Here is an 18,805-nt window from a genome sequence, read left to right as displayed (position 1 = left end):
ATTAATTATATCATTTTTATCCTTTAAAATAAAGAAAAAAACCTATATTTATTATAGGTTTCTAATCATTATTTTCTATTTTTCTAGGTTCACAAATATTAATAATTATATTACTTTTTGAGTTATTTTCTTCAAAATTATTTTGTAAATCATCAAATTCTTCTGGATGACATTTTCTTAAATATTCTCATTGATATTTTGGGTCTTTCATAGTATTACGTAATAAATAATTAGCAATTTTTTGACATGCTTTATCATAATCTTTCAAGAAATTTTGTTGTCATTTTGTCTGGTAGCGTCGGCAATCAAATATATATTTTCTATCAATTCCTAATGCTAAATTTAAACCAGTTTTTGTCATTCTAGTTGGCACATTTTTATTATCTCTAAAATATTCATTTATCTTTTCTTTATAATTTCCTAATTCTTTTCTTTTTGCTGGCATATTATCACCTTTTAAAATCATTATTATTGTTAAGTATATTATAACATTTACTAATGTATCTATATATAATCATTTGTAGTTTAAAGGAAGGAATAATAATATTATGATTTTAATATCCGAAAAACTTGATAATTATCAACATAAAATTAATCATGAAAAACAAATGTTATTAGATTATGATAATAAAATATTAAAATATGATAATGATTGATTTTTAAATCAATATGATAGAAGTAAATATAAAGTAATAAAACGTAGAAAACATTTAATAAAAAGTGAATTTGGAATATCTTATTTACCATTACGTACATATAAAAATAAATTAACAAATGAAATTATAACTCCAACAAGAACATATATTGATATTGATAAATATAAAAATTATACAAATTGAGTTAATAAATTAATAATATTGAATGCAGATTTAAATAATATTACATATCCTATAATTAAACATAATTTAAAAATAAATATATCTTTATCAACAATTTGTAGAAGAGTAAAAAAAACTAATATATTTGTTCAAGAATTACCAAAAGAAAAAATAAAAATATTACCAACTGATTATATTTATATTCAATCAGATGAATCATATAATAATTTAATTGATAATAATAAAAAAAGAAAATTTAGACATAGAACAGTAAGTATAAGTACTGGTTATGATTTAAATAAATCTACTGATAATAGACATGTTTTAGAAAATAAATATATTTTTGTTTTATCAACTAGAAAAGGTCAAAGAATTACTAAAAAAGAATTTGGTAAATCTATAATAACTAATTTAGATAATATTTTTATTGGTTATACTAATGAAAATTTAAAATTAACTGGTGATGGTGCTACTTATCTTAAATCTACTGCTAATTATTTAAAAATTGATTATGCTGTAGATAAATGACATCCATTACAAAAATTAAAACAAGTATTTATTGTAGGAAAAGGTAAAAGAACAAAAGAAAATAATAAAAAATTAAATTATGCTTATTATAAATTATTTTTAAATGGTTGTTATTATAAATTATTAGATTATTTAAAAGAAAATAATGCTGATGAAAAAATATATGAATATTTTAAAAATAATAAACAAGGAATTAGAAATCAAAATGCTATTTGAAATATTGGTTGTAGTGCTGAAAGTGATGTTTATCATTTAATAAAATCTATATCTAATAATAATGCAAAAATTTATTCAAAAGAAGCATTTTTTAATTTATTAAAATTAAAACAAGCAAGAATTAATAAATTAAAAGTGTTTGTTTAAATTTATAAAATTTAATAAATCTAAACCTAAATAGTTAGGAATTTTTATTTTATAAAACTTGACATTTACCCTAAATAGGGTTATAATATTCATAACAATTAATAATTTATTTTATCTTTTATTTAAAGAAAATTAAATTATATCCACATTTGAAATACGTCCCTAAAACAACCATATCACACTCTTTAAAAGCATAATTACTATTTAATTGATTAAACTTAAAAACATCATCATAATAACAACGATAACTATATTCATTAAGTACTTTAATAGGAATAGGACTTACTACTCTACCTTTATGTTTTTGTGCTAAACAACAAGCAAGAGCAGATTTACCAGTTCTTGGAGGTGCAGAAATAATATAACTACCTACACGTTGTAATATCTTTATATTTTTTCTAGTTATTAAAAATGGATACAATATTATTAATAATAAAAGTCCTAAAAGAACATAACCATATCAAGGCATTATTTCAACTCCTAACCAACTAAAAACCCAACTGCTTTTAAAAATACTCACAATGTTAAAACTTGTTCTAAACCACTAGTAAAATCAACATTTAAAACAGAACTAATAGTATCATCAAAAATACGTCTCAATAATCCGTCAAGTTTAGTAAAAAACTCTCTTAATGGTTCTACTGGTAAAACTTTACCAACAACGCCATAAAGTACTCACCTAAAAGAATTACGCAAATGACCAAAAACATCATATCAACTAACACGCTCATACTCAGGATTAAAAGGACTATTTGGTGGTACTGGGGTTACTTTCTCACTTGAAAAAATATTAATTTGACCAAAATTTAACCGTGGTGACATATGTGAAAATGAATCACCATGAACATCAAAAAATACTGTTAAATGTCTTAAATTTGGAACACGAATAGGCATAGTAACAAAATTATATAAATCTTGCTGATAAATATCATTATCAACCTTACCTTTAAAAACATACTTTGTATCACCAACATTATCTAAAAAACTAAAAACAAAATTAGCAGTAAAAGTTTTAAAATATTCATATTCAAAATAAAACATAAAACCTTGAATATAAAAACTTAAAGGTTTATCAATTTCAAAATTTAACTGTGTTTGAAAATTTATAACTCTCCTATCAGCATTAACAAAATTCAAACGATTAGTATTCTTTTCTGCAACATAATTATGATTAAACATAATACGTGAAAATTCATCCAATTGTTTTCTATTAAAAGTATAAACACCAGACCCCATATTTATCTCTTGTGACGGAACACCAACTGTATCACTATAATAAGAACATATATAAGTACCCTGATTACCAATAAATTCACCACTTACTAATTTTAAATCCGGTTGGTCAACATCAAAATAAGCAGAATTTCATGGAATTGTTGCTCAATCATCAAAACTATGGTATTTAACATGTTTAACCATTTCTTTTGTAATATCATAATTAACAATATTAGGGTCATTTGAAGCAATTAAACTAGTTGGTGCTTGAACAGAAGTATTTACAACAAAAAATAATTTTGCAAACTTAAATCACATAATTATTTACCAAATAAACATTTTAAAATTCACCATGAACCATAAAACAAAACAAATCCAATAAAAAACTGAGTTCCATAAATTACTAAATTTCATAAAATAGTAGTAAAATCATCAACTGGATTACCTATAAACATAGTTCAATAGTCAACTATACATTGATGTATTTTATTGTAAATTTCTAAAACACTCATACTTAACACCTACCCAAACAATGACCTAAAAACAAATTTAATAGCACGATAAATAAAATTAAAAATACACCCAATACCAATCAAAAAGTCAAATTAAACAAAATATAAACTTCATTAGTAATATTTGGTTGATTTAAAAATATTTGAATATCTTTACTAGAAAATATAAAAATAAAATGCAATATACTAAAAACAAAATTAGACATAATTAATCACCAATACCAAAGTCACGAGTTGAACTACCAGTAAACTTATTACCGCCAGCACCACCTTTAAACTTACCTTGTTGTTTATTTCTTGTTTTTACTTTTTCAACACGTCTTTGATAACTCTTAGCAATTTGTTGACCAGTACCAACACCCAAAGAAACAGAACTTTTACCAATAAACTTAACAGCATATCCTAACCCTAATGTTGGCAACATCAACTCGGGTAAAATAACCCTAAATGCAAATCTAAGCAAAATCAAAAATATCATTAACGTACCTAAATTAAAACCTAAATCACCAAGTGGAAAACTAAAAAACTTCATAAAAATTGAAGCAAATAATTGCATAACGGTTGTAATAAAAGGTATAAACATAATTTCACTCCTAATGTCTTGTAAATCTAAATAATCCTAAAATTAAATAAAATACAAAACTAACATTTATTAAAGCAAGAATAGGCAAAGGTAAAGTGTATAAACTATCATAAAAGAACGACTTAATAAAAAGTGTCACAGTATGTAATCCAGCAAAAGAACTTAAATACTGCATATAAATAGTTTGTACCAAAGTATTAACAACTGGTAAAAGTCTACCTAATAAAGGTAAAACAAAAACCAAACTAAAAAATAACTTTACCATTTGCTTACTTCCTTTCTAATTACTAATGTGTTCCATGAATAATATGTCCCACAAATTGTTTGATAAACACTAATACCATAAATACAATTGAAATTAACACTGGTCAATTTGTAAGTGTTCCACCATCGCCAGTTGTAAATACTCAACCAAAAATATAAGTAAAAGCATTTAATAATTGTTGGCCAACACCACCAATCATATTTAATAATACTGATAATCCAGCGGGCATATTAATCACCTCCTTTCTCTAATTCTCTTTGTTGTTTTTCCATTTCTAATTTACGTTTCTTCTTTTCAAAATCTTTACGACAAAAAATACAATCAGGCTCACTATCATTCTCCTTTATATGTTTTCTATGTTTATATTTTTCTATACCCTCACGTATTCAATTTCTACAAAACCAAAGAATTAAACAAAAACCACCAATATATAACGCATATTTTATAATTTCTTTAAAATCCATTATTTAAAACTTCCTTTTTTTCTTTTTTTTAAAAAATCAATTAAACTAAATAATTCATAAACAATTACTAAAACAAAAAGTAAAATATTAATTCCTAAATCTAAACCAATAAAAAAGTCAAAATTACCATTTATAATATTATGTATTTCAGCAACAGTTCAAACCATAGAAAAGAAACCAACAATAAAACAAAAAACATGAAATTTAGAAGTGTCATACCACTTTTTTTTAATTTCTTTATTTTCCATTATTTTTTACCCCCTAATAAAAAATCATCATAATTCATATTTTCACTTAATCTTTGGTCAAAATTTCTTTTTGCCTTTTTCTTATGCAACTTTTGTCTTGACATATTTTTTCATTTATCTTTTTTCATAAAATTAATTCACTCCTTATAAAATAAACGTTTTTATTGTTTTATTTTGTTTATTAATCTTTGAATTTTCATTATTAATTTCTAATAATTTATTTTGAAATTCTAATGTTTGTTTTAAATCTTTTATTTGATTATTTAAATTTTCAAATTTTCTTTCTAATTTTTGTTTTTCATATCTTTTTCTTTCAACTTTTAAATCATTCTTTTTACTAAATTTATTTTCTTTTCTCTTAAAAACTCAATTTGTTATTTTAGTTTTAATATTATTTCATGGAATACCAATATAACCTACAACAATACCAATTAAAATAGATACTGGTTTAATTGCAACAATTCCTAAAACTATAATGCTAGGAATTAATCCTAAAAATATACTAAATGTAATACATCCAGTTAATGCCATAAATTTTAAAATTCATCACATATATATTTTCACTTTAAACACCACCTAGTGTATAAGAATAAGAATAATCCCAATTTAAACTTGCTCTATCTAAATTAATATCCGACATACTATCATCATTTAAATCAACATCAACCATACCATCATCTGTACTTTGATAATTATTAACACTAGCATTAATTAATCTTGCTCTTTCATCAGTAAACACTTCTTGTAATTCTGTATTATTATGTGTATTTCCTAATGGCAACAGTAAAGTATTAATAATCTCACTTGCACCAGCAATAATCGTAGGAATAGCAAAATAATTATTAAAATCATTATTAATACCCATAGCAACACCACTACTTATCAAACATCCACCAGTACCCATATTCGCTATTTTTCTTATATTTTGAAATCTATTAGGTATTAACTCAGTTAAACCACTAATAACATTTGCTATACCAAAACTATTTAAAGATATATAAGTATCTCAATCTACAAAAGATTTATCAATTACTGGCTTAGGAGTTGGTATTGGAGTAGAAATTGATGGTTCAGTTGGACATGGTGGTCAAAAACAAGGTTCATCTCTTAATAAAGACACAGACTTATTTACATACTGAACAAACTTAGCATAATTAATTAAACCAATTGTTCCTAAACCTAAAAATATCTTTTTATAACTATTAATAACTTTATTTCTAGTAGTTGGTCTTTGATTAATATTCCATATATCAATTCCTAACTTTTTACTAAATAACAAAGAATTAATACTTCCCAAAATTGGGTTTTTTAAATATTGACCATAATAAGCACTAACTCCTACCATAGCACTTAATGGACTTAATCCAGTTCTTAATATTTTAGTTAAAGTATAATTACTAGTTTGTTCTAACTCATTAGGCATAAATAAAACTCCTTACTTTTATATTAATAAGGAGCATATTTATACTAATTTGTATAACATGGGAGCAAAGTACACAAAAAAGTATAAATATGCTCCCTATTTAGTTTTTAATTTTCTTTTTGTTGTAATTGTTCTTTTTGTTTAACCAAAGCAATATCTAATATGCAATTTGGACAATAATATTTTCCAGTATATAAATTTTGTAAAACTCTTTTTGGACAAATAATTTGGTCACAAAGTTTGCATACATACATTGCTAAATGAAAATGTTGTTCACAAGCGCAATTATTAATTTTTGACATAACTTAAATCCTTTAAATAATTATTTAATAATTACCCTATAATAAATAACTATTTAGTTTTTAAATTATGTATATCAATAATTTTTGCTTCTCATGTTATTTCAACATCATAATAAGAACCAAGACTTAAATTCATTTTAGAAAGTTTAGTATATAATTCACTATCATGTAAAACTCATTTATCCTTAGACTTTTCACCAGTTGATATTTTAATACCTTTATCAGTAACATAAAACGGCGAAAAAGTAAGTACATCATAATTTTTGGACTTACCACTTTTCTCATCTTTAATTACTTCATTACTTCTAATTTTTGTCAATTGACATAAAAAATACATCTTAACCTCCTCGACAGAGACTTAATTAAAGTCAGATTAATAATGCGGGTAATTAACATTATTAATTATAATATAACATAAAAAAATAAAAAAACAACAAAAAAACGCCATAAAGAAAAATAATGTCTGTCGAGGACACAATAAATATCTTTATGACAATAACCATTATATATATATATATATATATATACAAGTATTTTAACCAAAATTTTATTTTTAATTAAAAATAAAAATACTATAATATTTATATAAAAAGGTGGTGATAAAATGCAAAAATGTGATTGTTATTATGTTAAAAGAAACAATGGTTTAAATGAAAATGATTTTGATGAAAAAAAGTTCAATAATATAAAAATATGAAAATAATATAAATCCTGTAAGTAATGAAAAAACACAATTACTCAGAAATTTATGTGAAAAATACTCTAAAAATAAAATTTAATGTAAAATTTTCGGTATAAATTTAATTGCATTCCTAAATCTAATACTATCAATTGAAAGATATTCATCATAATCTTTAAAATTATCACCAAAAACAGTAGTATCAAAACTACCCCCAAAAAGTATAGTACGACCTAAATTATCAATTTTCTTTTTAAAAAATTGTGTATGTAATGCATTAACAGAAGCGTCAATTAAACGTTGATATAACATTATCTTTTGACCTTTAACTACTTTTGGATTAGAACAATTACGAGAAAAAGCATAAGCACGAACACCCAAATCATATTGATTTTGAGATTTTATATCATTTTGTACTTTTACAACATATTTACTTAAATACTTAACTATATTTTCATTAGTACCTTTTTGAACAACTCTTACATCATTAAAACCAAATGGTCATCATTGTGGTAACATACTTTTATGTATTTTTCTATTAAATAGTATATGAAAATGTATAGCACCACGTTTTTGATATTCATAAACATACATATATTTTAATTCACCTAAATATTTAGAACGTTTAGGGTCATTTCATCAACGCTTTAAACGTTTAAAGAATATAGCAATATCATGTTTTGCTTTATTAATATCTTGCATATTATCAGCATAAGTCAAAGTAACAAAACTTAAAACTTTTGAATTATAAAAATTATGATACGCTTTATGTATTAATTTTGTTTTAGTCCGAATTGCATTATTACGTAATTTTTTATCATTAATCCCTAAATTTTTAATACCAATTTCATTGCGCTTATTATTTAAAATAGCACTCATAGGCAAAACTATATTTTTAACATAAGCACCATAATAAACTTTTTTAATATAAAAATTTTCTTGCATATATAAAAATCCTCGACAGTATTATTAATTTTATATATTTTTACTAACAAAATAATCATAACACAAAAAACAAAATAATTAATAAATTATCTTGCGGTGAATTGTGATACTTAATAAATTTATAATAATATTTATTTAAAAAAGAAAAAACTCCAAAAAGGAGTAGTAAAAAACATAATTTTATTAAATGGGGCGACTGACGGGATTCGAACCCGCGAATGTCAGTTCCACAAACTGATGCGCTAGACCGCTACGCCACAGTCGCCATATTAGTTTCTATAAGTAAAACCGTTAAATATTATACAATAAATTTATCATTTTTTAATATTTTTTTTCATAAAACTACAAAAATAATCATCTAATTTTCATATATAACAGTAACAATAATAAAAAAACAATGCTACTATTAACAATTAGAACACAATTTAAAATTAATAATTATGGTTAATTATTAATTTAAATACTCTTAAAATAAAGTTTTATGCCCTTAATAAAAAGCATAAAAATGTAATAGATAATATCTTATTAAATCAATTTATTAATCAAATTTTATTAACAATACTAACTTACAAGTAATTTAGATACTAATACTTATGATTAAAAATTTAGCAATATACTGATTCCTTTCTCAATTAATTTTAATTAAGAACACCAAAAACAAAACAAATACCCTGATTTACAGATTTAAAAAACATTTAAAATTGGTATAATTTATATAATTTTAATTTATATATCTTATTAATCTTATTATTAAAACTTTGAAAAAGTTATAATATGCATTTTTATGTATCAAAAAATATTATTTTTAATAAATAGCAAAATATATATAATAAAAGTTTAAATAAAATTAACTTTAATTATATTTAGGGGAAAAAACATGAATAATAGTTTAAGTATAGTTACTAATACTATTTCTTCATTTCAAACCAATGAAGAAATAGTTAATAAACAATCTAAAAAAAGAAAATGACAAGAATATGAACAAAAACCTGAAGTAAAAGCAAAAAAGAAAGAATATAGACAAAGACCTGAAGTAAAAGCAAAAAAGAAAAAATATGATCAAATGTGATACCAAAAAAATAAACAAAGAAAGAAAAAATATGATCAAAAACCCGAAGTAAAAGCAAAAAAGAAAAAATATTATCAAAGATCCGAAATAAAAGTAAGAAAGAAAAAATATGACCAAAAAAGAAATCAACTTATTAAAGAAAAAGAAAGAGAATTGCAATCTGATCATGTTTCTAGTTCAAAACAAATTTTTGGGAAATGTTTAGTAATCTGTGTAACTTACAAAAATAACTATGTTTAATTAATTCTAGTAAATATAATTAAATGACTAGAAAGAGTGAGTTACAGATGGCTAAAAAAGATAACTTTAATAATAATGATCCAATATCAAAAGCAGTAGATTTATTACTAGAAAATACTGAAGATTTAACAACAGTTTTTAAACCTGGCGGTTTATATAAAGAATTAACAAAAAGATTAGTTGAAAAAATGTTGAATTCTGAAATGCAAAATTATTTAGGATATGAAAAAAATCAACATAGTACTACTGAAAATGCTCGTAATGGTACAAGTTCAAAAAAATTAATAACTCAACAAGGTAAAATTGAAATTGATGTACCAAGAGATCGCAATAGTAATTTTACTCCTGTAATAGTTCCTAAAAGGCAAAGAAGATTTGATGGTTTTGATCAACAAGTTCTTTCCTTGTATGCAAAAGGAATGACATTATCTGACATTAGAATGCAGTTGCAAGAGTTATATCATGGTGCTGATATTAGTGAAAGTGTTATTAGTCAAATTACTGATGATGTTATTGATGATGTTAAAGCATGACAAAATCGACCATTAGAAAGTATTTATCCTATTGTTTATTTTGATTGTATAGTAGTTAAAGTACGACAAGATAAACGGATTATTAACAAATCAGTTTATATAGCATTAGGAGTTGATTTAGAAGGCAAAAAAGATGTTTTAGGATTATGAATTAGTGAAAATGAAGGTTCTAAGTTTTGATTATCTAATTTCACAGAAATGAAAAATCGTGGCTTAAATGATATTCTTATTGCTTGTAGTGATAATTTAACAGGCATGTCAGAAGCAATACAATCAGTTTATCCTAAAACAGAACATCAATTATGCATTGTTCATCAAATTAGAAATAGTTTAAAATATGTTTCATACAAACATCGAAAAGGTCTAGTTGCAGATTTAAAACCAATTTATAGTGCATGTAGTGAAGAACAAGCAATGCAAGCTTTAGAATCGTTTGAAAGTAAATGAAATAAACAATATCCTCAAATTACTAAATCTTGATATAAAAATTGAGATAATTTAATGGTTTTTATTAGTTATCCAGTAGAAATCAAAAGAGTGATTTATACTACAAATGCTATTGAATCTGTTAATAGTCAATTACGAAAAATCATCAGAAATAAAAAAGTTTTTCCTAATGATATGGCAGTTTTCAAAATATTTTACTTGGCAATTGAAAATATAACAAAAAAATGAACATTGCCTATTCAAAATTGAAATACAGCAATTGCTCATTTTATGATAAAATTTGAAGACAGAATTAATCTAAATTAGTAACTTTGTAAAACAAAGATACACAGATTATTAAAAAGCCTCAATTTTTGATTTAAGTAATTTTAATTGTGATGATGTATATGATGAACAAGTTATAAAAAATGCATTAAATAATTTAGAATTAGATCAATTAAATTTATTAGATAAAGCTATTGAACAATTGTTAGTTAGTGAAAAAATAGCACAACAAAATGTTGAATGAAATAACAGTATTGTAGTTACAAGTAACTTAGATAGTGATATTTATGATTATAATTTATCAACCGGACTTACTCCTTAATTAATTTTAATTATTAATATATTTTAAATTTAAATTAAGAATTTTTAATTAAAAAAAATAATAGTGAGTATAAGAAAAAATAAAAATGATAAATATTATGACTCTTGTTGCAAAATTTTTAATTAAATTTAATATTAATAACATTTAAAATTAGTAAAGCTAATTCATATACGTTTATTATTGTGAATAATAATCATCAATAAATGGAATTCTTCAAAAAATTTCTGGATGATAAGTATAAGATATAAGAAATGCTAACAATCCTACACCAATAATAAAGAAAAATATATCTTTAAAATCAATATGGTATTGACGAAAACGTGTTCTTTTACCTTGTGGATCATAACCCCTTGAATCCATAGCGTACGCTAAATCTTCTGCTTTTTGAAATGAAGAAACTAATAAGGGAATAATTAATGATACTAACGATTTAACTTTTTCTTTAAAATGACCATTTTTTAAATCTACACCACGTGATGCTTGCGCTTTTAAAATTCTACCGGCTTCATCTAATAATGTAGGAATTGAACGAAGAGCAATAGAAATAATCATTGAAATAATATGTACTGGAAATTTAATTAATTTTAATGGTAACATTAAATCTTCTAATGCTAATGTTAAATCTAATGGTTGTGTTGTGGTTGTTAAAATTGTTGTAATTAAAATCATTAAATAAATTCTAAGAGCAATATAAATACTAACAAATATAGCTTTATATGATACCTTAATACCATGCCAACGTCAAATAATTCCAACATTAGGGCCATCAGTTAAAAAACAGTTAATTATAAATAAAATAAATGCCATAAATAAAATGGGACGCATTAATTTTAATAACATCATAAAAGGTAATTTTGCACAAAAGAAAATTGTTATGACAGTAAAACCAATAAGAGCGTAACCTTCAAAACCAGTATGAAAAAAAAGTGAAGCAATTAAACAAATTAAAACTAGTAATTTAATTCTTGGATCTACACGATGAATGATTGAATTTAAAGGTAAATAACGACCAAAACTAACTTTCATTATTTATTACTCCTTACTTTTTATTGCTATTTTTTTTGGATAATATTTTTGATAGCTGGTCAATTAATTCTGAATCACTTCTAGCAGTAATTTTTGATGTATCAAATCCTGCTGCTTCTAATTTATATAAAAAACTATAAATTTTTGGTGGTTCAATTCCGGTTTCGGTAATTAATTTTTTATCTCTAAAAATAGTAATTGGATCTGCTTTTTTATAAATCTGTGTATTATGTAATACAATAACTTCATCAGCAACCATTAGTACATGATTCATATTATGAGTTACTAAAATAATAGTTTTGTTTTCTTTATGATTTAAATCATAAAATAAATTAATTAATTCTTTTTCACCATCGGGATCAAGTCCTGCTGTTGGTTCATCTAAAATTAAAGTATGACCTTGTAATGCCAAAATACCAGCAATAGCAACTCTTCGTTTTTGACCACCAGACAAATCAAACGGACTTCTTGATAAGTATGTTTCGTCTAATCCAACCAAATTAATATATTTTTTTGCTAACTCTCGTGCTTTATCTTTTTTCTCACCAAAATTAACTGGTCCAAACATAATATCTCGTTCAATAGTTTCTTCAAATAACTGATATTCGGGAAATTGAAAGACTAAGCCAATTTGTTTACGTATTTTTTTAATATCACGAATTTTTTTTTGATTAGCCTTAATAATAAAATCATTAATGGCAACTGAACCTGCCATTGGAACTAATAAACCATTAATATGTTGAATCATAGTTGATTTACCACTACCAGTTTCACCAATAATAGCAACTATTTTTTGTTCAACAATTTCAATAGTAATATCTTTTAATGCTTGATATTGATAAGGGGTTTTTGGAGAATAAGTATAACTTACTTCTTTGAATTTAATTGACATAAGCTAGAAATCAACTCCTCTTCACTTAATGTTTCATTAATATTAATCCCCTTATTTTTTAAACCTAACGATACTTTTAAAACAAAAGGAATATCTAAATGAATACTTTGTAAAAACTCTCATTCTTTTAATATTTCAGATGGAGTTCCATAACGAACTAACTTACCTTTATTCATAACAATAATTTTATCGGCATTAATAATTTCATCCATATCATGAGTAATAGAAATAATAGTTTTATTGCGTTGTTCTTGTAATTTTAACATAATTTCTTTAACTTCTCGTTTACCTTTTGGATCAAGCATACTAGTTGCCTCATCAAAAATAATAATATCAGGTTCTAAAGCTAAAACTGAAGCAATAGCTACACGTTGTTTTTGACCACCAGATAATCATAGCGGTTCATGATCTAAATATTTTTCCATACCCACTGCCCTAGAAACTCTGTCAATAATTGCTGGCATATCACTGGGTTCAACTAAATGATTTTCCAAGCCAAAAGCAATATCATCACGAACAGTTGAACCTATAAATTGATTATCAGGATTTTGAAAAACAATACCTAAGTGACGACGTAATTGTTTAATGTTTTTATTAGTAATTGTTTCACCAAATAATTGAATTGTACCTTTTTGTTTGTGTAAAACACCAATAATAATTTTTGAAAGTGTTGACTTACCACTACCATTATGACCAATTATAGTAATATATTCACCATGATTAATATCAAAACTAACATTATCAACAGCGTTATTGTATTCTGGTTTATAACGAAATTCAACATTTTTTAAACTTAATGAAATTTTAGATTTACTCATATTACTTCTAACTCCATTTTAAATATTATGCTAGTAAAATTATAACAGTAATTTTATATATATCAATTTATAATTTATAAAAATTATAAAAAAAGAGGAAAATGAACAATATCTGTTCAAAATTGAAGTAAAATTATTGTTCATTTTCTAATAAAATTTAGTTTATAAATTAAAGTTATATAAATTTCTATTCTATAAAATTAATGTAAAGAAATATCCGGATTTTTAGAATTTTCTTTTAATAAAGAATCATTTTTTGTTACTTCTTCTGTTGATTTCAATAATTTGTCACTTCAACTTTTAGATGAGCTGGGTACTGCTGATGAAGTTGAAGGTTGCGGATCATTATTTGAAATATTATTTTTTGATAATTTTTCTAGTTCTTTTTTAATATCTTTTAATTCTCGTTTTTTTTCTTCTATTTTTCTTGTTGTTTTACCATGATTATTATAACAACCACAGCTCATAAGTAATCAAAATTTATTTCAAAAATCTTTTAATTTTTCAGCTTCTAATTTCCTAATTTCCGCTTCTAAAGATTTTTCTTTTCTTTGATAATATACTAATGTAAGTTTTTGTTTACTACCTCTATAAAGTTTAGTAAATGGTTTATATATACGTTTAAATCATGGTTTTGCATTTTGCTGAGTAGAAGTAACATTTTCTTCTGGTGAAATTATTATTGATTCTTCTAATGAATTATTTTTTATTCGTTTTAAGACATCTTTTTTTTCTGTAATTTCTTTGACAATTTTTATAGAAGATTTTTCAAGCCTACATATTGTCAAAAGTAAACTTAAAATTTTTGAATTAATATTTGCTTCATCTATAACCACTATATTTAGTTTATGCTGTAATTCATATATTTCACAAATTCTCTTGTTTTTTTTGATCTCCAATTCTGCTATTTTAACTTCATTTTCTGTTTTTTTATTTGAATATAATTTATGATTTGCTTTTATTAATTGTTCTTTATTTTCTAAAATAATTTGTTTATGTTTAAATTCTTCAAATTCTAATAATGTTATTTCTTTCTCTTTTCTTTTTAAACTATCAGATAAATTAGCAATTTTTAATCTTACTTCTAATATTTCATTTTCTTTTTCTTTAATCAAAAGATTCACATTAGTATCATCATCAACTATGGTTTCTTTTAATTTACCTATTTCTTCTTCCATTTCTTTCTCATTTTTTTTGAATTTTTCTAATTCATTTATTATTTCTTGTTCATTTTCTTTTAATTTTGTTATATTTTCTTGTATTTGTTGTTGTTGCTTTTCTTCTACTTCAACTTTATTTTCAATTTCTTTTCTTAAGTTTTCTAATTTTATTAAATCTTTTTCTTTAAACTTTACCTCTTTTTCTTCATATTTAATATTTTTTTCTTTTTTTTCCTTTAATTTATTTTTAATTTCATTTAAAGCTATCTTAAGTTTTTTAATTTCTTTACTTAAACCTTCTTTTTCATCATTAATATTTAATTTTAGTTTTTCTCATTTTTTTATTTCTTTTTTTTCATTTTTAATTTGATTATCATTTTCTTTGATTTCTTTTTCAAAGGCTTTAATTACTTTTTTTATTTCTGAACTTTCTTTTTTACGGTTTTCTTGTTTAGTAACTGGCATCAAAATCTTCCTTTCAAAATAAAAAAAATCGATTATTTTTTTAAAAAAAAATAATGGATTGAAAACTATATTTAGTTTTTCATCTATATTATATATAAACTTTATTGAATATATATTATACTTGCTAGATAACACTTTTAAATTTTTATAAAATATTTAAGAATTATTAAAAAAGTTTATTTTTAAACACTAAAATCTTGTTGTATAAGAAAAAGTATCAGTAATTAAACTATCTGGAAAATTATTATTAGATTCTCAAATTATACTGTCTACATCACTTGTATCATCATTACTTAATAAGGAAACAGTATCAACCTCATCATAATAACTATTAGTATCAGATATATTATTATCAATAATAACTTCAACAAAACGTTCAAATTTAATATTTTTACTTAAGAGATAATTTTCTATTAAATTCATTATTTTAATTTTATCTTTTCTATTACTTTTTTTCACAATTAAATCATATGCAGTTAATCCAGTTTTATCTTTTATTGTTAAATCAATATTAGGTATTTGTAACAGTTCTTCTATTACTTCAAATCTAGAATAAAGAACTGCTTGATGCAAGGGAGTATATCCTAAATTATTTTGTATATTTATTTCAGCACCTGCGTTTAATACTAATTTTAATAATTCAACATTAGATCTTAGTACACAATCATGAATTGGACTATCTCCTTCAGTGTCCTTAGAATTAATTTGATCATAAGATAAAATAGAAAGCAATGTTTTTACAATTTCTTTATAATTTTCAACTAAAATTTTAGTTCTACTGTCCTTTATACCCATATCATTATTTGATATAAATCTAAAGTAACCTAATGGATTAACTCAAGGCATTCCCTCTTTAGGTAAGCCCGTTGTGTCAACACTAGCACCTATAATTGCACATTGTAAAGGAGTACCAATTTTTTCTGCTACATAATTTATTAATGATTGATCATTTAATTTTTGTATTAATAATTTTACAATATCTACATTTCCAAAAAGTGTTGCTATATGGAATATATTTCATCCTTTAATTGAATTAATATTTCAGTTAGGATCTAATGATTTTCATAATTCATTATTAGTAAACAATAAATTAACATTATAATTATTAATTAAAAATTCAATAACTTCATTATCAAATTCACCATATTTGATAAAACGTTTGGCAGCATATTCGAAAGCACATTCAATAGGTGTTTCTCCATTTTTATTTTTATTATTAATTAATTCTTTATTAATTGATAATAAATATTTTAAAATATCAATTTGACCATTATTTGCAGCAATATGAAAAAGATTACTCTCATTATCAATTATTTCTTCTAAACTAATAATATTAGTTAATAATTTTATACCTTTGATATTTCCTTCTTCAATTAATTTTTTTGCTAATGCAAAACTTAATTTACTTTTAAATAAAATTGAATCATTAACTTTAAATAATTTTATTAATTGTTCCTTTTCATCATTCATAATAAGAAAATTAGCACATCTATAACTAATATTAATATGATAATTATTTACTATTATATTTTCTAATTCTTCTAAAAACCATTCTAGCTTTTTTAATTCTGCAGAATCTTTTAAACTATCTCCATCTTTAGCATATTCATAGTTAATTAATCTTTTGGAATGGCAACCCTTTTTAGGACTATTTTTTGGTAGACATTTATTTTTGATAATTAACTGGAGTTAAGTAGTTTAAAGTGCTGTGAATTCTTATGTTGTTATATCAGTTGATGTAATCAAATAATTCTAATTTTAATTGGATTAATGATGTAAAATTTTTATCATTAATAAATTCAATTTTGAAAGTTTTAAAAGTTGCTTCAGCAACAGCGTTATCATAAGGACAACCTTTTTTGCTTAAAGAGCGATTAATATTGAATGCTAGTAAAAGTTTATCAATAATTTTATTATTAAATTCATTACCGCGATCACTATGAAATATTTGAATATCTTTTAAACAACGATTTGAGTGCATAAATGCTTGATGTACTAATGATGCATCTTTTTTAGTACCTACACTATGTCCAATAATTTCGCGGTTAAATAGGTCAATTAATAGGCAAATATAGTTTCATTTACCATTAACTTGAACATAAGTTAAATCACTAACAATAACTTCATTTTTAAGCCTATTATTAAAGTTTCTATTAACGATATTGGTTATTTGACTATCGTTGACTTTATTATGATGATTTTTGAATGATAATTTAGTGTATTTTGATATTAAATTATGTTTATTCATAATTTCTTTAATTTTTCTGCATGACAAATAAATATTCTTTTCTTTTAGAACAACTTTTAATCTTCTTGTTCCATAAACTTCTTTATTTTCTTTAAAAGCACTAATAACAGCTTCATCATAAATATTATTTTGTTTTTTTCTTTTTCCTTTAAATTAAAATAATATGTTGATTTAGAAAGTTTTAAAAAACGACACATTGTGCGAATTTTATATTTAACTTTATTTTTAGCAATAATTTCTATTTTCTGCCTATTATTAGTGCTGCTTGCTTTAAAATATCATTTTCCATTCGTAACTGTTTTAATTCTTTTCTTAATTTAATTAATTCATTTTCTTCAATAGAACGATTATCTTTAGTTTTAAAACTGCCTGAATTAGTAAATTGCTTAATTCAATTATAAGTAGCTGCTCTTGTAACATTGTACTCTTTAGCAAGACAAGACACTGACTTACCGCTTTGATATAAAGCTACTATTTGTTTTTTAAATTCATCGGTATATGAGTTAATATTGGCCATAATTATAGTTCCTTTCTTTTAACTAATTTGTTCACTTGTCTACGTAATTAGTGTCCAATAAAGTGTAACCTATCCAAATTTTATTGTTATTTTTGATCCTTTAACTACAAAAATTCCTGTTGGAGTAAATTTAGAATGATTAAGTACTCTTTGTTCCTTAGTAAGATTTTCTTCAACAATACCTTATGCATTAGCAATAATTATTTTTTTCATGTTTTATTCTCCTTTATTTGAGATAAATATTTAAAAATTACTATATCTAATAAATTTCTTTACAAAAATAATTTTAATTATTGACTGATATTTTTTTGATAATTATTGTTTTAAATACAAATAATCCAAATACTACCCCAATCAAATATATAAGTTTTACTTTTTATTAAAGAAACTAAAAACTCCTTATAAAAATAAGGAGTTTTAATTATAAAATAAAACTTACATATATAATATAACATTGAA

At 23.2% G+C, this 18,805-nt stretch carries 23 protein-coding genes, 1 tRNA gene and 1 pseudogene; 3 read left to right on the top strand and 22 right to left on the bottom strand.

Annotated elements, in window-relative coordinates:
- Positions 1-61: 61 nt before the first annotated feature.
- Positions 62-445, bottom strand: coding sequence for a hypothetical protein (locus AACK89_RS00735; protein ID WP_338978616.1), 384 nt, complete (start codon positions 443-445; stop codon positions 62-64).
- 103 nt (positions 446-548) lie between these two features.
- On the opposite strand from AACK89_RS00735, the gene AACK89_RS00730 reads away from it, so the two are divergent.
- Complete coding sequence (locus AACK89_RS00730) at positions 549-1,709, top strand: Mbov_0401 family ICE element transposase-like protein (RefSeq protein ID WP_338978613.1); 1,161 nt, start codon at positions 549-551, stop codon at positions 1,707-1,709.
- A 118-nt stretch (positions 1,710-1,827) separates the two neighbouring features.
- Here AACK89_RS00730 and AACK89_RS00725 read toward each other — a convergent pair whose 3' ends face one another.
- From AACK89_RS00725 to AACK89_RS00655, 15 genes are all read right to left on the bottom strand, one after another.
- On the bottom strand, positions 1,828-2,178 hold the full coding sequence (locus AACK89_RS00725) for a hypothetical protein (RefSeq protein WP_338978611.1): 351 nt from the start codon (positions 2,176-2,178) through the stop codon (positions 1,828-1,830).
- Positions 2,179-2,189: 11 nt separating this feature from the next.
- Positions 2,190-3,242, bottom strand: a complete 1,053-nt coding sequence (locus AACK89_RS00720) for a hypothetical protein (RefSeq protein ID WP_338978608.1) — start codon at positions 3,240-3,242, stop codon at positions 2,190-2,192.
- A 2-nt stretch (positions 3,243-3,244) separates the two neighbouring features.
- Positions 3,245-3,436: a hypothetical protein gene (locus AACK89_RS00715; RefSeq protein ID WP_338978605.1), complete on the bottom strand. Its 192-nt coding sequence runs from the start codon at positions 3,434-3,436 to the stop codon at positions 3,245-3,247.
- Positions 3,437-3,644: 208 nt separating this feature from the next.
- Complete coding sequence (locus AACK89_RS00710) at positions 3,645-4,019, bottom strand: hypothetical protein (protein ID WP_338960394.1); 375 nt, start codon at positions 4,017-4,019, stop codon at positions 3,645-3,647.
- A gap of 10 nt (positions 4,020-4,029) precedes the next feature.
- The gene (locus AACK89_RS00705) at positions 4,030-4,284 is read right to left on the bottom strand and encodes a hypothetical protein (RefSeq protein WP_174480864.1); all 255 of its coding nucleotides are present in this window, start codon (positions 4,282-4,284) and stop codon (positions 4,030-4,032) included.
- Positions 4,285-4,306: 22 nt separating this feature from the next.
- Complete coding sequence (locus tag AACK89_RS00700; protein ID WP_338978603.1) at positions 4,307-4,513, bottom strand: hypothetical protein; 207 nt, start codon at positions 4,511-4,513, stop codon at positions 4,307-4,309.
- A gap of 1 nt (position 4,514) precedes the next feature.
- Positions 4,515-4,748 carry a hypothetical protein gene (locus AACK89_RS00695; protein WP_281748368.1) on the bottom strand — a complete coding sequence of 78 codons (234 nt, stop codon included), beginning with the start codon at positions 4,746-4,748 and terminating at the stop codon, positions 4,515-4,517.
- Positions 4,748-4,996 carry a hypothetical protein gene (locus AACK89_RS00690; RefSeq protein ID WP_338978600.1) on the bottom strand — a complete coding sequence of 83 codons (249 nt, stop codon included), beginning with the start codon at positions 4,994-4,996 and terminating at the stop codon, positions 4,748-4,750. Before AACK89_RS00690 ends, AACK89_RS00695 begins: the two co-directional genes overlap by 1 nt.
- The gene (locus tag AACK89_RS00685) at positions 4,996-5,124 is read right to left on the bottom strand and encodes a hypothetical protein (protein ID WP_281749165.1); all 129 of its coding nucleotides are present in this window, start codon (positions 5,122-5,124) and stop codon (positions 4,996-4,998) included. The genes AACK89_RS00690 and AACK89_RS00685 overlap by 1 nt, the downstream gene beginning before the upstream one ends.
- Positions 5,125-5,140: 16 nt before the next feature.
- Positions 5,141-5,560: a hypothetical protein gene (locus AACK89_RS00680; RefSeq protein WP_338978599.1), complete on the bottom strand. Its 420-nt coding sequence runs from the start codon at positions 5,558-5,560 to the stop codon at positions 5,141-5,143.
- A gap of 1 nt (position 5,561) precedes the next feature.
- Positions 5,562-6,419, bottom strand: a complete 858-nt coding sequence (locus AACK89_RS00675) for a hypothetical protein (protein ID WP_338978597.1) — start codon at positions 6,417-6,419, stop codon at positions 5,562-5,564.
- 107 nt (positions 6,420-6,526) lie between these two features.
- A complete protein-coding gene (locus AACK89_RS00670) occupies positions 6,527-6,721 on the bottom strand; it encodes a hypothetical protein (RefSeq protein WP_281748545.1) in 195 nt (64 codons plus the stop codon).
- A 49-nt stretch (positions 6,722-6,770) separates the two neighbouring features.
- Positions 6,771-7,058 carry a hypothetical protein gene (locus AACK89_RS00665; protein ID WP_281748544.1) on the bottom strand — a complete coding sequence of 96 codons (288 nt, stop codon included), beginning with the start codon at positions 7,056-7,058 and terminating at the stop codon, positions 6,771-6,773.
- Between the two features lie 438 nt (positions 7,059-7,496).
- Positions 7,497-8,345 carry a rolling circle replication-associated protein gene (locus tag AACK89_RS00660; protein ID WP_338978595.1) on the bottom strand — a complete coding sequence of 283 codons (849 nt, stop codon included), beginning with the start codon at positions 8,343-8,345 and terminating at the stop codon, positions 7,497-7,499.
- Between the two features lie 188 nt (positions 8,346-8,533).
- A tRNA-His gene (locus AACK89_RS00655) sits at positions 8,534-8,610 on the bottom strand.
- 612 nt (positions 8,611-9,222) lie between these two features.
- Here AACK89_RS00655 and AACK89_RS00650 point away from each other — a divergent pair.
- Both AACK89_RS00650 and AACK89_RS00645 read left to right on the top strand, forming a co-directional pair.
- On the top strand, positions 9,223-9,654 hold the full coding sequence (locus tag AACK89_RS00650) for a hypothetical protein (RefSeq protein ID WP_338978594.1): 432 nt from the start codon (positions 9,223-9,225) through the stop codon (positions 9,652-9,654).
- A 47-nt stretch (positions 9,655-9,701) separates the two neighbouring features.
- Positions 9,702-10,940, top strand: coding sequence for an IS256 family transposase (locus AACK89_RS00645; RefSeq protein WP_281749630.1), 1,239 nt, complete (start codon positions 9,702-9,704; stop codon positions 10,938-10,940).
- A 457-nt stretch (positions 10,941-11,397) separates the two neighbouring features.
- Here AACK89_RS00645 and AACK89_RS00640 read toward each other — a convergent pair whose 3' ends face one another.
- The 6 genes and pseudogenes from AACK89_RS00640 to AACK89_RS00615 all read right to left on the bottom strand — a co-directional run bounded on the left by AACK89_RS00640 (position 11,398) and on the right by AACK89_RS00615 (position 18,346).
- Positions 11,398-12,246 carry an energy-coupling factor transporter transmembrane component T gene (locus tag AACK89_RS00640; RefSeq protein ID WP_338978593.1) on the bottom strand — a complete coding sequence of 283 codons (849 nt, stop codon included), beginning with the start codon at positions 12,244-12,246 and terminating at the stop codon, positions 11,398-11,400.
- 13 nt (positions 12,247-12,259) lie between these two features.
- Positions 12,260-13,138, bottom strand: a complete 879-nt coding sequence (locus AACK89_RS00635) for an energy-coupling factor transporter ATPase (protein WP_281748539.1) — start codon at positions 13,136-13,138, stop codon at positions 12,260-12,262.
- Entirely contained in the window at positions 13,114-13,956 is an 843-nt protein-coding gene (locus tag AACK89_RS00630) for an energy-coupling factor transporter ATPase (RefSeq protein WP_252320168.1), read from the bottom strand. Before AACK89_RS00630 ends, AACK89_RS00635 begins: the two co-directional genes overlap by 25 nt.
- A 200-nt stretch (positions 13,957-14,156) precedes the next feature.
- The gene (locus tag AACK89_RS00625; RefSeq protein ID WP_338978592.1) at positions 14,157-15,581 is read right to left on the bottom strand and encodes a hypothetical protein; all 1,425 of its coding nucleotides are present in this window, start codon (positions 15,579-15,581) and stop codon (positions 14,157-14,159) included.
- Positions 15,582-15,770: 189 nt separating this feature from the next.
- On the bottom strand, positions 15,771-17,051 hold the full coding sequence (locus tag AACK89_RS00620; RefSeq protein WP_338978590.1) for an ankyrin repeat domain-containing protein: 1,281 nt from the start codon (positions 17,049-17,051) through the stop codon (positions 15,771-15,773).
- Positions 17,052-17,247: 196 nt separating this feature from the next.
- Positions 17,248-18,346, bottom strand: a pseudogene (locus AACK89_RS00615) (IS3 family transposase).
- Between the last annotated feature and the right edge of the window lie 459 nt (positions 18,347-18,805).

Origin of the sequence: Spiroplasma endosymbiont of Panzeria rudis (assembly GCF_964019705.1) — a bacterium.
GTDB classification, from domain to species: Bacteria; Bacillota_I; Bacilli_A; order Mycoplasmatales; family VBWQ01; genus Spiroplasma_E; species Spiroplasma_E ixodetis_A.
Note: the sequence above shows the minus strand (reverse complement) of the source record. Positions and strands in the feature narration are given on the sequence as shown.